This window comes from Rhizobium sp. R693, from assembly GCF_002211315.1.
In the GTDB taxonomy this organism is placed as follows: domain Bacteria; phylum Pseudomonadota; class Alphaproteobacteria; order Rhizobiales; family Rhizobiaceae; genus Rhizobium.
In genome coordinates, this window is the sequence record NZ_LOKY01000012.1 from 304,353 (window position 1) to 319,141 (window position 14,789).

A 14,789-nucleotide genomic window follows, 5' to 3' on the forward strand; every position below is an offset into this window, starting at 1 on the left:
GAGACCGGCGGCTATCTCCCCGCTTCCCAAGGGAACTTTCCGGCGCCGGCGCCGGGCTCGAAATCCGTGGAGACACTGAGGTCGCGCCAGACCGCATGCTCCTCGGCTCGTACCGCGTCGTTCTGTTCGACACCACGCACCGCATCGCTGCCAAGCAGCAGGCGTAGTGGCGGTTCTGCGACAACGGCCAAATGGATGATCGCAGCGGCTGCCTTTGCGGGATCGCCCGGCTGCTTGCCGTTGTAATCGCGCTGGTAGCGAGCCATCTTGCCGACGGTGTCCTCGTATTCCGGGCGTCCTTCGCGGAGCGTGGTCGAGGCGCCGGCGAAATCGGTCCGGAAGCCGCCGGGCTCGATGATCGTCACCTTGATCCCGAGCGGGCCGACTTCCCTGGAGAGCACTTCGGAAAAACCCTCGACGCCCCACTTGGCCGCCGCATAGGGAGCGCGGCCGGCCGGGCCGATGCGGCCGCCGACGGAGGAAAACTGGATGATGTGACCGGTGCCCTGCTCGCGCATCAACGGCAGGGCCGCCTTGGTGACGATGATCGTTCCGAACAGGTTGGTTTCGATCTGGGCGCGGAAATCGGCAAGGCTGGTGTCCTCGATCGATCCGACATCGCCATAACCGGCATTGTTGACGAGCACGTCGAGCCGGCCGAACGTCTGCACTGCGGCCTTCACGGCTGATGCAGCCGATTGCTCGTCGGTCACATCAAGAGGAATCGTCAAGACATTGTCGGCGTAGCGCTGCTTGATATCCTGAAGCTGCGAGGGATCGCGCGCGGTCGCGACCAGCTTGTGCCCTGCCGCCAGAACCGCTTGCGCAAGGGCCCTGCCCAGGCCACGCGAACTGCCTGTAATCAACCAAACCTGTGACATCCGAAATCTCCTTGATCCGTCGCAAGACCATATAGGCAAGTCGGTTTCATCTTGAAAGAAGGTACCCGTGAGAGCTATACATACCTGATGGTAACTGACCTGAGCGATGATACATTCGATTTCTGCGAGACGCTGACCGATGCGCAGGATGCGTTGGCCCGTGAGATGCTGGAACGCGCCAGCGCCAAATGGCCCCTGCGCGTCATGCACATCCTGGCGGAGGCAAAGGGGCCTTTACGGTTTTCGCGGGTTCTGGAACGGGTCGAGGGGATCAGCCAGAAGGTGCTGACGCAGACGCTGCGGACGCTTGAGAGCGACGGGCTGGTGACGCGAACGCTCTACCCGCAGGTGCCGCCACGGGTGGAATATGAACTGACGCCGCTCGGCGGAGAGCTTCTGGTGGAGGTGGTGACGCTCTGGCAGTGGATCGCCAACCGTCTGCCGGATTTCGAGGCGGCGCGAAAAAAGGCGCCTCAGGCTACGGACACGTCTAAAGGCTGAAAGCCGGTGCCAACAAGGCCGGCGAAGCGCCGCGCAGCAAACGATGCGCGGCGCAATCGATATCAGTGAGCGCCGGACATGTCGCCGAGCACTTCCTTGGAAGCGACGGTGGAGTCGGCGTTGAGCTTGTAGACCATGGGCACACCGGTCGCGAGGTTGACGCCGAGGATCTGTTCCTTGGTCAGCTTGTCGAGGACCATGACCAGAGAGCGCAGCGAGTTGCCGTGGGCGGCGACCAGCACCTTTTCGCCGCGCAGGACGCGAGGCAGGATTTCCGTCAGGTAGTAAGGCCAGACGCGGGCGCCGGTGTCGCGCAGGCTTTCGCCGCCCGGAGGCGGAACGTCGTAGGAGCGGCGCCAAATGTGAACCTGCTCTTCGCCCCACTTGGCGCGGGCGTCGTCCTTGTTGAGGCCGGAGAGATCGCCGTAATCGCGCTCGTTCAGCGCCTGATCCCTGAAGGTCTTGAGGTCCGGCTGACCGACGTTGTCGAGAATGATCTTCAGCGTGTCCTGAGCGCGCTTGAGATCCGAGGTGAAGGCGACGTCGAACTTGATGCCGTAGTCGACGAGGGCCTTGCCGCCGGTGTTGGCTTCCTGAATGCCGAGCTCGGTCAGGTCAGGGTCCTTCCAGCCGGTGAAAAGGTTCTTGAGGTTCCAGTCGCTCTGGCCGTGACGAACGAGGACGAGAGTGCCGCTCATGAAAAATGCCTCCGAAAAAGATTACTTTGAAGAAAGCCCGAGCACGTCGAGCATGGAATAGAGACCGGGCTTCTTGTCGCGTGCCCAGAGCGCTGCCTTGACGGCGCCGCGGCCGAAGATCGAGCGATCGGTGGCGCTGTGCGACATCGTCACGGTTTCGCCCTCGCCGGCGAAGATCACCGAATGCTCGCCGACAACCGAGCCGCCGCGCAGTGTCGCAAAGCCGATGGTGCCCTGCTCGCGTGGACCGGTGTGGCCGTCGCGCACGCGCACGGACTTCGAGGCGAGGTCGATGCCTCTGCCCTTGGCCGCCGCGTCGCCTAGCAGCAGCGCCGTGCCCGAGGGCGCATCGACCTTGCGCTTGTGGTGCATTTCAAGGACTTCGATATCCCAATCGGTCGGATCCAGCGCACGTGCGGCCTGTTCGACAAGGACGCTGAGCAAGTTCACGCCGAGCCCCATATTGCCGGATTTGACGACCCGGGCGTGACGGGCGGCGGCCGCGATCTTCATATCGTCTTCGACAGAGCAGCCGGTCGTACCGATCACGTGAACAATACGCGCTTGTGCGGCCAGCGCCGCGAACTCCACCGTGCCGGCGGGCGACGTGAAATCGAGAACCCCTTCGGCATGGAGAAACGCGGCCAGCGGATCATCCCCGATGATCACGCCATTCGCGCCAAGACCGGCGATCTCGCCGGCGTCCCTGCCAACGAAGGGCGAGCCGGTGCGCTCGACCGCGGCATGCAGCGTTACGCCATCAATGGCGTGGATGAGACGGATAAGCGTTTGCCCCATGCGCCCTGCCGCGCCAACCACAACCAGTTTCATCGCAGCATCGCTCATGTCAGTCGATCATCCTATCAGCGGGCATCCGAGGCGGCTGGCCTCTGCAGATTGTTGAGGCGAGCGTAAAGACCGTCGCTACGCTGCGCAAGGCTGTCGTGATTGCCCTCTTCGATGATCCGGCCCTGTTGCATGACCACGATCTTGTCGGCGCGGACAACGGTGGACAGGCGGTGGGCGATCACGACCACGGTCCGACCAACCATGGCCTCATCGAGCGCCTTCTGAACGGCCGCTTCCGACTCCGTGTCGAGCGCCGAGGTCGCTTCGTCGAGGAGCAGGATCGGAGCATTGCGCACCAGAGCGCGGGCGATCGAAAGGCGTTGGCGCTGACCGCCTGAAAGCGTCACGCCGTTTTCGCCAACCGGCGTGTCGTAGCCTTGCGGCTGCGCCAGGATGAAGTCGTGCGCATAGGCGAGACGCGCGGCGCGTTCGACTTCCGCGTCGGTCGCCTCCTGGCGGCCATAACGGATGTTGTCGCGGATCGTCCCTTCGAAAAGATATGGCTGCTGGGAAACATAGGCCAGTTGCTCCCGCAGCGACTTTTTCGTCACATGCGCAATGTCCTGGCCGTCGATCAGGATTTGCCCGGCCTTCGGATCGTAGAAACGCGGAATGAGCGTAATGATCGTCGATTTGCCCGCACCCGACGGTCCGACTAGCGCCGTTGTCTTGCCGCCATCGGCGACGAGGCTGACATCGCGCAGGACTTCATCGTCACCGTAGGCGAAGGAGACGTTACGGAATTCTATCCTGGCTTGTGTGACGACGAGCGCCTTTGCGCCGGGCACATCGCGCTGATGCGGCACAGTATCGAGGAATTCATAGATCATGCGGGCGTTGACGACGGCACGCTCCATCTGCACCTGAAGGCGAGCAAGACGGCGCGCGGGATCGTAGGCCAGCAGCAAGGCCATTACGAACGAGAAAAAGGCGCCCGGCGGAATATTGTTGTAGATGGTGCGGTAAGCGGCGTAGGCGAGAACGCTGGCGACGGCAAGACCGGCGAAGCTTTCCGTGAGCGGGGCCGTTCGTTCGGACAGTCGCGCGATCCGGTTCGCACGCCGTTCGGCGCTCACGACGAGCCTGTCAACCTTGTCCTCCAACTGGGCTTCCATGGTGAAGGCCTTGACGATAGCGATACCCTGGATGGTCTCCTGCATCGCACCGGCAACGTGGCTGTTGACGTGGATCGCATCCTTGGTTGCCACGCGAAGCCGCTTCGACACGTATCGCAACGCGTAAAGAAGAGGTGGCGCCAGAACGAAAACCGCCAGGCTGAGCAGCGGATCCTGAATGATCATCACGGCGAGCAGAGAGATGAACGTCAGGAGATCGCGCACCGTCGACGTGATCGTCAGGTTCATCACATCGCGGATGCCGCTGATGTTCTGGTTGAGCTGCGCAACAACATGGGCCGATCGCGTCTGGTTGAAATAACCGAGCGACAGCTTCATCAGGTGCGAATAGGCACGCTGCTGATACTGCGCGACAATGTTGTTGCCGATCTTGGACAGAACCACGGCCTGGCCGTAGCTCGCAAAACCGCGCGCGACGAAGGCAATGAAGATGGTAAAACAGATCGCCCAGACGATATCCGCACGCCGATTTGCGAATGCCTCGTTGATCACCGACTTCATGATCCAGGCAGTATACGCCGTCGACAGGGCAACGATGACGAGGCAGCTTATGGCAAAAACATAGCCCCACAGATGCTCACGGCCGTTTTCCGCGATAATGCGCTTCAAAATGCCGGTGATGCTGTCGCTCGTTAGAGGCTTCTGCTGGATGTCCGGTGCTTGCAAAAATCAGTCTTCCTGTGTGTCAGGACACGCATGTCGTCATGGCTGCGCGTTCTCGCCCGGCTCTATAAAGAGTTGACGGCGTTTTGACCAGTACCGCTACGCCCGCCAGCGACGGCCGTCCGTCAAGACGCCGAAGCTCTCGGGCTTGCGGGCATAAGATGAAAGGCCCGCAAGCGCCGCAAGCGGGTGTGTGACGACATAAGTCGGGATCGTCGCAAGCAACGCCGAATGCGGCGCCTTGTCCTCGAACGCAGCCCGGAATTCCGGCTTCTTGAGCGCGGGCAGGATCTTCTGCGAGATACCCCCTGACAGGAAGACGCCACCGCGCGCCATGAAGATCATTGCCATGTCGCCTGCAACGCGGCCGAGGTAGGTCGAGAACAGGCTGATCGTCTCAACGGCAACCTTGTCGGTAGCGGCAAGCGCGTGTGAGGTGATGTCTGCGGGGTCGGAGTAGACGGGCTCGACACCATCCGCCGTGCAGATTGCCCGGTAGAGGTTGACGATACCCCGGCCGCACAGAATCTGCTCCGCAGAAACCCGGCTCTCAATCGTCTCCACATGCGGGAAGATCTGAAGGTCGCGCGCGGTGCGCGGCCCGAGATCGACGTGGCCACCCTCGCCCGGCACGGGAATCCAGGAGCCTCGTGCATGAACAAGCCCCCCGACGCCGAGACCGGTACCCGGACCAAGGACGACACGGGATGCGACCATCTCGCCCGATGCATTGCCAAGGCGCTCGCGGTTCTCGTCAGAGAGGTTGGCAATTGCCAGTGCCTGCGCCTCGAAGTCGTTGACGACGAGCACGTCCTCAATGCCGAGGCCGTCGATCATCGTGCGTGGGCGGACAACCCAGTCGCAGTTCGTCAGCGGTATCTCGTCCCGGCTGATCGGGCCAGCGACAGCAAGGATTGCCGAGCGCGGTCGCAAGCTGCTCTTTTCAAGAATGCAGCTGCGGATCGCATCGTCGATCGTCTCGAAATCGGCGGTGCGGACATTCGGAAAATGGATCTGCTCTGCCGCGGCGTCCGGGATGATCGCAAAACGGGCATTCGTGCCGCCGATATCGCCAATCAGGATTGGGAAAGGCATGGCGGTGTCGCTGGTATCGAGCTGGGGCATGGCAGGTTCCGTACGTGCGCGCAATCAAGCGCCGGTTACGCGTGAAGGGTGGCAATAAGCTTGTCGGCGGTCGCTTCGTTCAGCGCCATCGGGATATCGTAGACGATTGCAAGCCGCATCAAAGCCTTGACATCGACATCATGCGGCATCGGTGTCAGAGGATCGACAAAAAAGATCAGCGCATCGACTTCGCCGGTGGCAATCAGTGCGCCGATCTGTTGGTCGCCGCCCAGCGGGCCGCTTTTCAGGCGGGTCACATCGAGGTTCGGAGCGGCCTCAAGAACCCGGCCGCCGGTCGTGCCCGTGGCAACGATCTTCCATTTCGCGAATGTCTCACGGTTGCGGCGTGCGAACTCCGCCATGTCGTCCTTCTTCTGGTCATGCGCAATCAATGCAAGGCACTTGCCGCCGGCCATGAAAAGGACCTCCGCCTGAAATTCAATCGATTTGACTGCTTCTATACGAAGCGCCCGTCTTTTGAAAGACCGCCGCCAGCACTGGCAATGCGTCACTCGACGGACGGCTTGTCATCCGGCACCGGCCCGATGGCAGGCAGTCCCTCGTCGGACGCCGCGGCAGGCATCACCGCCATCGGCGCGACCGCCGGGGCCTCGGCGGCACCACCGAACGTCGCCGCCTGGATGGAGTCAACGGACGGTGCTGCGAGGACCGCCGAGCAGGCGTTCGGAAGATCAGAGACCATCACTTCGCGCGGCTTGACGGGCTTCGTGCCGGGCTTTGGTGGCTTCGGCGGAGCCCATGGTTCCTTCGTGAACCACCATGCCAGCGATTTGCCGCATCCATCGTCGGCGGACACTGGCGCTTGCGGCTTGCAGGCGGTTGCGCCCGGCGGGCACTTGATGCGGATGTGGAAGTGCGAGTCGTGGCCGTAGATCGGGCGCAGCTTGCCGAGATTGGTGCGATCGCCCGTCCAGGTGTCACACATCTTCTTCTTGATGGCAGGATTGACGAAGATCCGTTCCACCTGGGGATAGCTCGCCGCACGCATCAACAGCCTGGCACGCGATTCGGTCCAGACATTGGGATTGATGGTCAGGAACGCATTCTTCTGCAGCATCGTCGTGAAGGGCAGCGTTTCGCGTTCCTCGACGCTCAGCGGATGAGCGGGCATTGGCGTCAGCCAAATGTCGGCATCAAGTCCGATCTGGTGCGACGCATGGCCGTTAAACATTGGCCCGCCGCGCGGCTGCGAGATGTCGCCGACGAGCAGGCCCGGCCATCCGTCATACTTTGCCGCGTCACGGGACAGCCGTTCCAGCAGCGAGATCATGGCGGGATTGCCCCAACGGCGATTGCGCGAAAGCCGCATGGTCTGCCATGTGGGTCCATCGATCGGCAGCGCCACGGCGCCGGACATGCAACCTTTCGCGTAGAAGCCATAAGGCTGAGCTGCGCCCTGGCTCGGCAGAGAGACGGAGCCGAAAATGGCCTTGGCGCTCCCGGGACTCGGCTGCTTATCTTCGGCGCCGGCATCGCCGGCGACGAGACTTGCACCGAGCATGCCGGCAAATGCCAATTTCAAAAATGTCTGAAAAGTCCTGGTGGTATGGAGAGCCATGCCATGTCCTGAGCGTCTGCGGCGCGCGGCCGAGTGATTTGCGATCGAATCTATCGTGAAAAGCAATTTTGGTGAATCGATGTTTTCACCCATGCCAGCTCGGGCAGCGTGTGAGGCTCAGGCGTTCGCGAGAATGTCGGCGGTTTTGCGCACCCGGGCAAGGCGCGGGAAGATGCGCTCACAGGCAAAGGTCTGCATCTCACCTGAGAACGTCGTCATCGCATCCTCGACGGCGATGACCGCATAGTTATGCGCGAAGGCATCGCGGATGGTGGCTTCAACACCGAAATTGGTGGCGATGCCGGTGAGAATAACGGTCTTGATGCCGCGCCGGCGCAGTTGCAGGTCCATTTCAGTCCCGTAGAAGGCGCTCCATTGATGCTTGGTGATGCGCACGTCGGGCGCAAGGGCCGCGATCTCGGGCGGCTCGCGCAGGGCTTCGGCCGGCAGTCCACCCTGTGGGAAGGCCGCCGGCTCGTCGGTCGGCTGGTTGACAGCATCGGCATAGTCTGCGGAAAATCCGACCGTCACGAAAATCGTGGTGCCGCCGGCGGATTTCAGCGACTTCGCGATTGCGGCCGTATTTTCGATCACCTGCTGGGCGGAATGGGGTGTCACGGGCCTGGAAATGATAAAGCCCTGCAGATCGATGGAGATCAGGGCCGTGGTCTTGGGATCGTAGAGGGACATGAAAGACTCCGGAATAAACATGAGGAAATCCTCACAATTGGAAATATGAGGATGACCTCACAAAAATCAAGCCCCGATCCGATGAGCCGTTCGCCGAAACAGAAGCGCGGGCGGGAACGCGTCGCCGTTCTGACCGAGGCGGCGGCCAAGGTGTTTCTCGATAGAGGCTACGAAGCCGCGACGATGACCGAGATCGCCGCTGAGGCGAAATCCTCGATCGGCTCGCTCTACCAGTTCTTCCCGACCAAGATGCTTCTGGCGGAAGCGCTGCATCTCGAACGGCTGCGGCAGCTCAATGCGGCGCTGGTGGATCTGCATGCAAAGGTGGACGGCAAATGCGCGGCGGAGATCGGCGACGCGATATTCGCCCGACTTGGCGCCTTTCTGGAGGAGCATCGCGAATTTCCGGTGCTGGCGGCGCGCAGGGACATTCCCAAGGAACGCAAGGTGCAATCGCGGGCTGAACTGCGCGGCAATATCACGGCACTGCTGAGGAAGGCCGTGCCGTCGATTGGCGACGACGTGGACCTGCTGGCGGCGCTGGTGCTCGAACTCCTTCGGATCATCGTGACTGCCGCGCACGATCCGGATATCGGAGGCGACCCACGCATGGTGGCGGAACTGCGCGGAATGCTGCGCAAAAGGCTGGAGGAAACGACGACCTGACGGGGAGCATTGGTCACGATCCCGCGAGCCGGACAAAAACTGTTGGCTCACCTGTTTTTCGCCTGCTTTTCGCCTATTGTCGGCGAAAGCAGAAAAACAATCGGGGTTGGCGAATGGCGCTTACGTGGTCGAAACTTGGTGTGGTCCTTTCTCTTCTCGGCGCAATGGCCCTGCCCTTGCAGGCTGTCGCCCAGGAGCCAAATTTCCAGATCGGCAGTTCGGTCATCAGCGAGCTGAAATACAAGCCGGGCTTCAAGCATTTCGACTACGTCAATCCGGATGCGCCGAAGGGCGGTAATCTGCGGCTTTCCGCTTCCGGCACCTACGACACCTTCAATCCGCTGCTTGCGAAGGGGGAAGCGGCGGTCGGCCTGACGCTGCCTTTCGAAACGCTGATGAAATCGGCCGACGACGAGTTGCTCGCCTCCTACGGGCTATTGGCGGAAGGCGTTTCTTTTCCCGAGGACGTATCGAGCGCGACCTTCCGGCTGCGCAAGGAAGCCAAGTGGGCCGATGGAAGCCCGGTGACGCCTGATGACGTCGTCTTCAGTTTCGACAAATCGAAGGAGCTCAATCCGCTCCTGTCCAACTACTACAAGCATGTCGCAAAGGCCGAGAAGACGGGCGAACGCGACGTGACCTTCACCTTCGACGAGAAAAACAACAAGGAGCTTCCCAATATTTTGGGACAGCTGACCGTCGTGCCTAAGCACTGGTGGTGGGAGGGCGCGGGGCCGGACGGCAAGCCGCGTGACATTTCCAAGACGACGCTCGAGCCTGTGATGGGATCCGGCCCCTACAAGATCGCTGCCTTCGCGCCGGGCGCGACGATCCGCTACGAGTTGCGCGACGACTATTGGGGCAAGGATCTCAACGTGAATGTCGGCCAGAACAATTTCGGCTCGATCACCTACACCTATTACGGCGACCGGGACGTGGAGTTCGAGGCTTTTAGGGCCGGCAATAGCGACTATTGGCAGGAAACGCAGGCGGCACGCTGGGCGACCGGCTATGATTTCCCGGCCGTCAAGGACGGGCGCGTGAAGAAGGAAGACGTCCCCAACGCACTGCGCGCCACCGGCATCATGCAAGCCCTGGTACCGAACACGCGCCGCGATATCTTCAAGGATGAAAAGGTTCGCGAGGCGCTGAACTACGGCTTCGACTTCGAGGAACTGAACCGCACCGTTGCATTCAACACCTACAAGCGCATCGACAGCTATTTCTGGAACACCGAGCTCGCCTCCTCCGGCTTGCCCCAAGGCCGCGAGCTTGAAATCCTTGAAAGTCTGAAGGACAGGCTGTCGCCTGCGGTCTTCACCACGCCCTATACCAATCCGGTCGGCGGTGATCCGCAAAAGAGCCGCGACAACCTGCGCAAGGCGATCGGGCTCTTCAAGGAAGCCGGCTGGGAGATCAAGGGCAACCGTATGGTCAACACCAAGACCGGCAAGCCAATGAGCTTCGAGATCCTGCTGTCCAGCCCGATGCTGGAACGCTGGGCAGTGCCTTATACCAACAATCTGAAGAAGATCGGCATCGATGCGCGTGTGCGGACCGTGGATGCCTCGCAATACACCAACCGGGTGCGCAGCTTCGACTACGACATGATCTGGAACGTGTGGGCGGAGACGATGAACCCCGGCAACGAGCAGGCCGACTACTGGGGATCGGGATCGGCCAACCAGCAGGGCTCACGCAACTATGCGGGCATCGCCGATCCGGCGATCGATGCGCTGATCCGCATGGTGATCTTCGCCCCCAACCGCGACGAACAGGTGGCGGCGATCAAGGCGCTCGACCGCGTGCTCCTGGCGGGGCACTATGTGGTGCCACTGTTTTATCGCGGCACGCAGTCGATCGCCTATTGGGACACCATCACGCGGCCGACCGAATATCCGACCTACGCGACCGGCTTCCCTGATGTCTGGTGGTCGAAAGACGCGAAATAGGCGGCCGGCGAGCAGGCTTGCATTGCCGGTGTGAGTGGGCTCCAAATGAACGATGCGAATCAGGGCAAGGCGTAGCGCGCCTGGCCACACGACAAGGAGACCGCACGGATTGAACGGCGATAGACTGGACAGCGCAAGACGCAAGCTCTCCCGGAAGGGCCTTTACTGATGGGTGCCTATATCCTTCGCCGCCTGCTTTTGATGATCCCGACGATCATCGGCATCATGGCCATCTCCTTTACCGTCATCCAGTTCGCCCCCGGCGGTCCGGTCGAGCAGGTAATTGCGCAGCTGACCGGCGATGCGCAGGGTGCGGACTCGCGGCTTTCGGGTGGCGGCGGCGATCTTCTCGGCGGCGGAGGCCTTGATGAAGGCGGCTCGAAATACCGCGGCGCCCAGGGGCTCGATCCTGAATTGATCGCCAAGCTCGAAAAGCAGTTCGGCTTCGACAAGCCGCCGCTGACGCGCTTCGGCGAAATGATGTGGAACTACATCCGCTTCGATTTCGGCGAAAGCTTCTTCCGCAACACCTCGGTGCTGAACCTGATCAAGGAGAAGCTGCCGGTTTCGGCCTCGCTCGGCGTCTGGATCATGATCTTCTCCTACGGCATCTCGATCCCGCTCGGCATCCGCAAGGCTGTCAAGGACGGCTCGACTTTCGACGTCTGGACCTCGGGCGTCATCATCATCGGCTATGCGGTCCCGAGTTTCCTGTTCGGTATCCTGCTGATCGTGCTCTTTGCCGGCGGATCCTTCTACGACTGGTTCCCGCTACGCGGCCTCGTCTCCGACAATTTCGGCCAGCTCGCCTGGTGGCAGAAGCCGCTCGATTATTTCTGGCACCTGACGCTGCCGCTGATCTCGCTTTCGCTTGCCGCCTTTGCAACGACGACGCTGCTCACCAAGAATTCCTTCATCGAAGAAATCAAGAAGCAATATGTGGTGACGGCCCGCGCGAAGGGGCTGAACGAACGGCAGGTCCTCTATGGCCACGTGTTCCGCAACGCCATGCTGATCATCATCGCCGGTTTCCCCGGCGCCTTCATCTCCGCCTTCTTCACCGGCTCGCTGCTGATCGAGAACATCTTCTCGCTCGATGGCCTGGGGCGGCTCGGTTATCTGTCGGTGGTCAACCGCGACTATCCAATCGTGTTTGCGACGCTCTACATCTTCTCGCTGCTTGGCCTGTTCGTCAGCCTGATTTCCGACCTGATCTACACCTGGATCGATCCGCGCATCGACTTCGAGCGGAGGGACGTCTGATGGACACCGCCGCCAATCCGACGACCGCAACGCCGGCCAAGCCGCCGCGCAAGGGACTGCTGTCGCCGACCAACGTCCGCCGCTGGAAGAACTTCAAGGCGAACCGCCGTGGCTACTGGTCCTTGTGGCTGTTCCTTGTCCTATTCGTGCTCAGCCTGTTTGCCGAGTTCATCGCCAACGACCGGCCGATCATCGCTTCCTACAAGGGCGAGATCCTCTTCCCTGTCCTGGTCAACTATCCGGAAGAGAAGTTTGGTGGCTTCCTGGCCGAGACCGATTACCGCTCCGACGTCATCACGGACGAGATCAACGCCAATGGCTGGATGATCTGGCCGCCGATCCACTACTCCTATCGCTCCGTCAACTCGAATATCCCGCATTCTGCGCCGACCGCGCCCTTCTGGCTGATGAGCAAGGAAAAGCGCTGCTCCGGATATCCGCAGGGCACGGCCGATCCAGGCTGCAACTTCGGCAATCTCAACTGGCTCGGCACGGACGATCAGGCGCGTGATGTGCTTGCCCGCGTCATCTACGGCTTCCGCATCTCCGTGCTGTTCGGCCTGGTGCTGACGATCTGCTCGGCCGTCATCGGCGTCACCGCCGGCGCGATCCAGGGCTATTTCGGCGGCTGGACGGACCTCTTGCTGCAGCGTTTCATCGAGATCTGGTCGTCGATGCCGGTGCTCTACATTCTCCTGATCATCGCGGCGATCCTGCCACCCGGATTCTTCGTGCTGCTTGGTATCATGCTGCTCTTTTCTTGGGTCGGCTTCGTCGGTGTGGTGCGCGCCGAATTCCTGCGGGCCCGCAATTTCGAATATGTCAGGGCGGCGCGAGCGCTGGGCGTCGGCAACCGGACGATCATGTGGCGCCACCTGCTACCGAACGCGATGGTGGCGACGCTGACCTTCCTGCCGTTCATCCTGTCGGGCTCGATCACGACGCTGACCTCGCTCGACTTCCTCGGCTTCGGCATGCCGCCGGGCTCCCCTTCGCTCGGCGAGATGATCGCGCAGGGCAAGGCCAACCTGCAGGCGCCGTGGCTCGGGCTGACGGCGTTCTTCACCATGTCGATCATGCTGTCGCTCTTGATCTTCATCGGCGAGGCGGTTCGTGATGCATTCGATCCCAGGAAGACGTTTCAATGAGTGACGCTGCCGAAACACTGCTGTCCGTTCGCGATCTCTCGGTAGCATTCCACCAGGGCGGCGATACATCGATTGCTGTCGATCACGTCTCCTTCGATATCCGAAAGGGCGAGGTCGTGGCGCTGGTGGGCGAATCCGGGTCGGGCAAGTCGGTCTCCGCCAACTCGATCCTGCGGCTGCTCCCCTACCCCGCGGCCAGCCATCCCTCTGGCGAAATCCTGTTCAAGGGCAAGGACCTCCTGAAGGCATCCGACAAGGCGTTGCGCGAGGTGCGCGGCAACGACATCACGATGATCTTTCAGGAGCCGATGACTTCGCTCAACCCGCTGCACACGATCGAGAAGCAGATCGCCGAGATTCTCGAGCTGCATCAGGGCGTGACAGGACAGGCCGCACGCACGCGGATTCTCGAACTCCTCAATCAGGTCGGCATTCGCGAGCCGGAAAAGCGGCTGAAGGCCTATCCTCACGAGCTTTCCGGCGGCCAGCGGCAACGCGTGATGATCGCCATGGCGCTCGCCAACCGGCCGGAGCTTTTGATCGCGGATGAGCCGACGACGGCGCTCGACGTCACCGTGCAGGCGCAGATCCTCGAACTGCTGCGACAGCTCAAGGGCCAGCATGGCATGTCCATGCTGTTCATCACTCACGATCTCGGCATCGTGCGCAAGTTCGCCGATCGGGTCTGCGTGATGACCAAGGGCAAGATCGTCGAGACCGGCACGGTGGAAGAGGTCTTCCGCAATCCGCAGCACGAGTACACCCGGCATCTCCTGGCCTCCGAGCCGCGTGGCGAGCCGCCGCGTACCGATCCCTCGAAGCCCATCGTGATGCAGGGATCGGATATCCGCGTCTGGTTTCCGATCAAGGCCGGGCTCATGCGGAAGGTCGTCGATCATGTAAAGGCCGTCGACGGCATCGACCTTCAGCTGCGCGCCGGCCAAACGCTCGGCGTCGTCGGCGAGTCCGGATCCGGCAAGACAACGCTCGGCCTTGCGCTGACACGGCTGATTTCGTCACAGGGCCGGATCAGCTTCGTCGGCAAGGATATAGCCAGCTATTCGTTTACGGAAATGCGGCCTCTCCGCAACCAGCTGCAGGTCGTCTTCCAGGATCCCTATGGCTCGCTCAGCCCGCGCATGTCCGTCGGCGACATTATCGCCGAGGGGCTCAAGGTGCATGAGCGGTCGCTCTCTTACGAGGAACGCGACCAGCGGGTCTGCTGGGCGCTGGAGGAAGTCGGGCTCGATCCGCTGACCCGCTGGCGGTATCCGCACGAGTTTTCCGGCGGACAGCGCCAGCGCATCGCCATTGCCCGCGCCATGGTGCTGAAACCCCGCTTCGTGATGCTGGATGAGCCGACGTCCGCGCTCGACATGAGCGTCCAGGCGCAGGTCGTCGACCTCTTGCGCGACCTGCAGAAGAAGCATGATCTCGCCTACCTCTTCATCAGCCACGATCTGAAGGTGGTGAAGGCGCTGGCGAACGACGTCATCGTCATGCGCTTCGGCAAGGTCGTCGAACAAGGACCTTCCGCCAAGATCTTCAGTGCGCCCAAGGACGACTATACCAAGGCGCTGATGGCTGCTGCCTTCAACATCGAGGCGGTTCCGACACCCGCCGTCCAACAGTAAAGAC

Annotated in this window: 14 protein-coding genes; 6 read left to right on the plus strand and 8 right to left on the minus strand. The window is 61.6% G+C overall.

What is annotated here, in order from left to right:
- Positions 1-11 precede the first annotated feature (11 nt).
- Positions 12-881: an oxidoreductase gene (locus ATY79_RS13390; protein WP_088691007.1), complete on the minus strand. Its 870-nt coding sequence runs from the start codon at positions 879-881 to the stop codon at positions 12-14.
- A gap of 87 nt (positions 882-968) precedes the next feature.
- Here ATY79_RS13390 and ATY79_RS13395 point away from each other — a divergent pair, with 87 nt between their 5' ends.
- On the plus strand, positions 969-1,382 hold the full coding sequence (locus ATY79_RS13395; protein WP_088704121.1) for a helix-turn-helix domain-containing protein: 414 nt from the start codon (positions 969-971) through the stop codon (positions 1,380-1,382).
- Between the two features lie 62 nt (positions 1,383-1,444).
- Here the strand turns inward: ATY79_RS13395 and ATY79_RS13400 are convergent, their stop codons facing one another.
- The 7 genes from ATY79_RS13400 to ATY79_RS13430 form a co-directional block, all read right to left on the minus strand.
- On the minus strand, positions 1,445-2,080 hold the full coding sequence (locus ATY79_RS13400) for a 2,3-bisphosphoglycerate-dependent phosphoglycerate mutase (protein ID WP_088691005.1): 636 nt from the start codon (positions 2,078-2,080) through the stop codon (positions 1,445-1,447).
- Positions 2,081-2,101: 21 nt separating this feature from the next.
- Positions 2,102-2,926: a 4-hydroxy-tetrahydrodipicolinate reductase gene (gene dapB / locus ATY79_RS13405; RefSeq protein WP_088691004.1), complete on the minus strand. Its 825-nt coding sequence runs from the start codon at positions 2,924-2,926 to the stop codon at positions 2,102-2,104.
- A 17-nt stretch (positions 2,927-2,943) separates the two neighbouring features.
- Positions 2,944-4,731 carry an ABC transporter ATP-binding protein gene (locus ATY79_RS13410; RefSeq protein ID WP_088691003.1) on the minus strand — a complete coding sequence of 596 codons (1,788 nt, stop codon included), beginning with the start codon at positions 4,729-4,731 and terminating at the stop codon, positions 2,944-2,946.
- 96 nt (positions 4,732-4,827) lie between these two features.
- Positions 4,828-5,853 (minus strand): glucokinase, encoded by a 1,026-nt coding sequence (locus ATY79_RS13415; protein WP_088704122.1) that lies wholly within the window; start codon positions 5,851-5,853, stop codon positions 4,828-4,830.
- 35 nt (positions 5,854-5,888) lie between these two features.
- Positions 5,889-6,269, minus strand: a complete 381-nt coding sequence (locus ATY79_RS13420; RefSeq protein WP_088704123.1) for a methylglyoxal synthase — start codon at positions 6,267-6,269, stop codon at positions 5,889-5,891.
- A 92-nt stretch (positions 6,270-6,361) separates the two neighbouring features.
- On the minus strand, positions 6,362-7,432 hold the full coding sequence (gene mepA / locus ATY79_RS13425; RefSeq protein WP_088704199.1) for a penicillin-insensitive murein endopeptidase: 1,071 nt from the start codon (positions 7,430-7,432) through the stop codon (positions 6,362-6,364).
- Positions 7,433-7,549: 117 nt separating this feature from the next.
- The gene (locus ATY79_RS13430) at positions 7,550-8,122 is read right to left on the minus strand and encodes a hydrolase (RefSeq protein ID WP_088704200.1); all 573 of its coding nucleotides are present in this window, start codon (positions 8,120-8,122) and stop codon (positions 7,550-7,552) included.
- Positions 8,123-8,173: 51 nt separating this feature from the next.
- Here ATY79_RS13430 and ATY79_RS13435 point away from each other — a divergent pair, with 51 nt between their 5' ends.
- The 5 genes from ATY79_RS13435 to ATY79_RS13455 all read left to right on the plus strand — a co-directional run bounded on the left by ATY79_RS13435 (position 8,174) and on the right by ATY79_RS13455 (position 14,785).
- A complete protein-coding gene (locus ATY79_RS13435) occupies positions 8,174-8,788 on the plus strand; it encodes a TetR/AcrR family transcriptional regulator (RefSeq protein ID WP_088704124.1) in 615 nt (204 codons plus the stop codon).
- A gap of 113 nt (positions 8,789-8,901) precedes the next feature.
- Positions 8,902-10,740 (plus strand): extracellular solute-binding protein, encoded by a 1,839-nt coding sequence (locus ATY79_RS13440; RefSeq protein WP_088704125.1) that lies wholly within the window; start codon positions 8,902-8,904, stop codon positions 10,738-10,740.
- Between the two features lie 168 nt (positions 10,741-10,908).
- Complete coding sequence (locus ATY79_RS13445) at positions 10,909-12,003, plus strand: microcin C ABC transporter permease YejB (protein ID WP_088704126.1); 1,095 nt, start codon at positions 10,909-10,911, stop codon at positions 12,001-12,003.
- Positions 12,003-13,151 (plus strand): ABC transporter permease, encoded by a 1,149-nt coding sequence (locus tag ATY79_RS13450; RefSeq protein WP_088690997.1) that lies wholly within the window; start codon positions 12,003-12,005, stop codon positions 13,149-13,151. Before ATY79_RS13445 ends, ATY79_RS13450 begins: the two co-directional genes overlap by 1 nt.
- Positions 13,148-14,785 (plus strand): ABC transporter ATP-binding protein, encoded by a 1,638-nt coding sequence (locus tag ATY79_RS13455; protein WP_088690996.1) that lies wholly within the window; start codon positions 13,148-13,150, stop codon positions 14,783-14,785. Before ATY79_RS13450 ends, ATY79_RS13455 begins: the two co-directional genes overlap by 4 nt.
- Positions 14,786-14,789 lie beyond the last annotated feature (4 nt).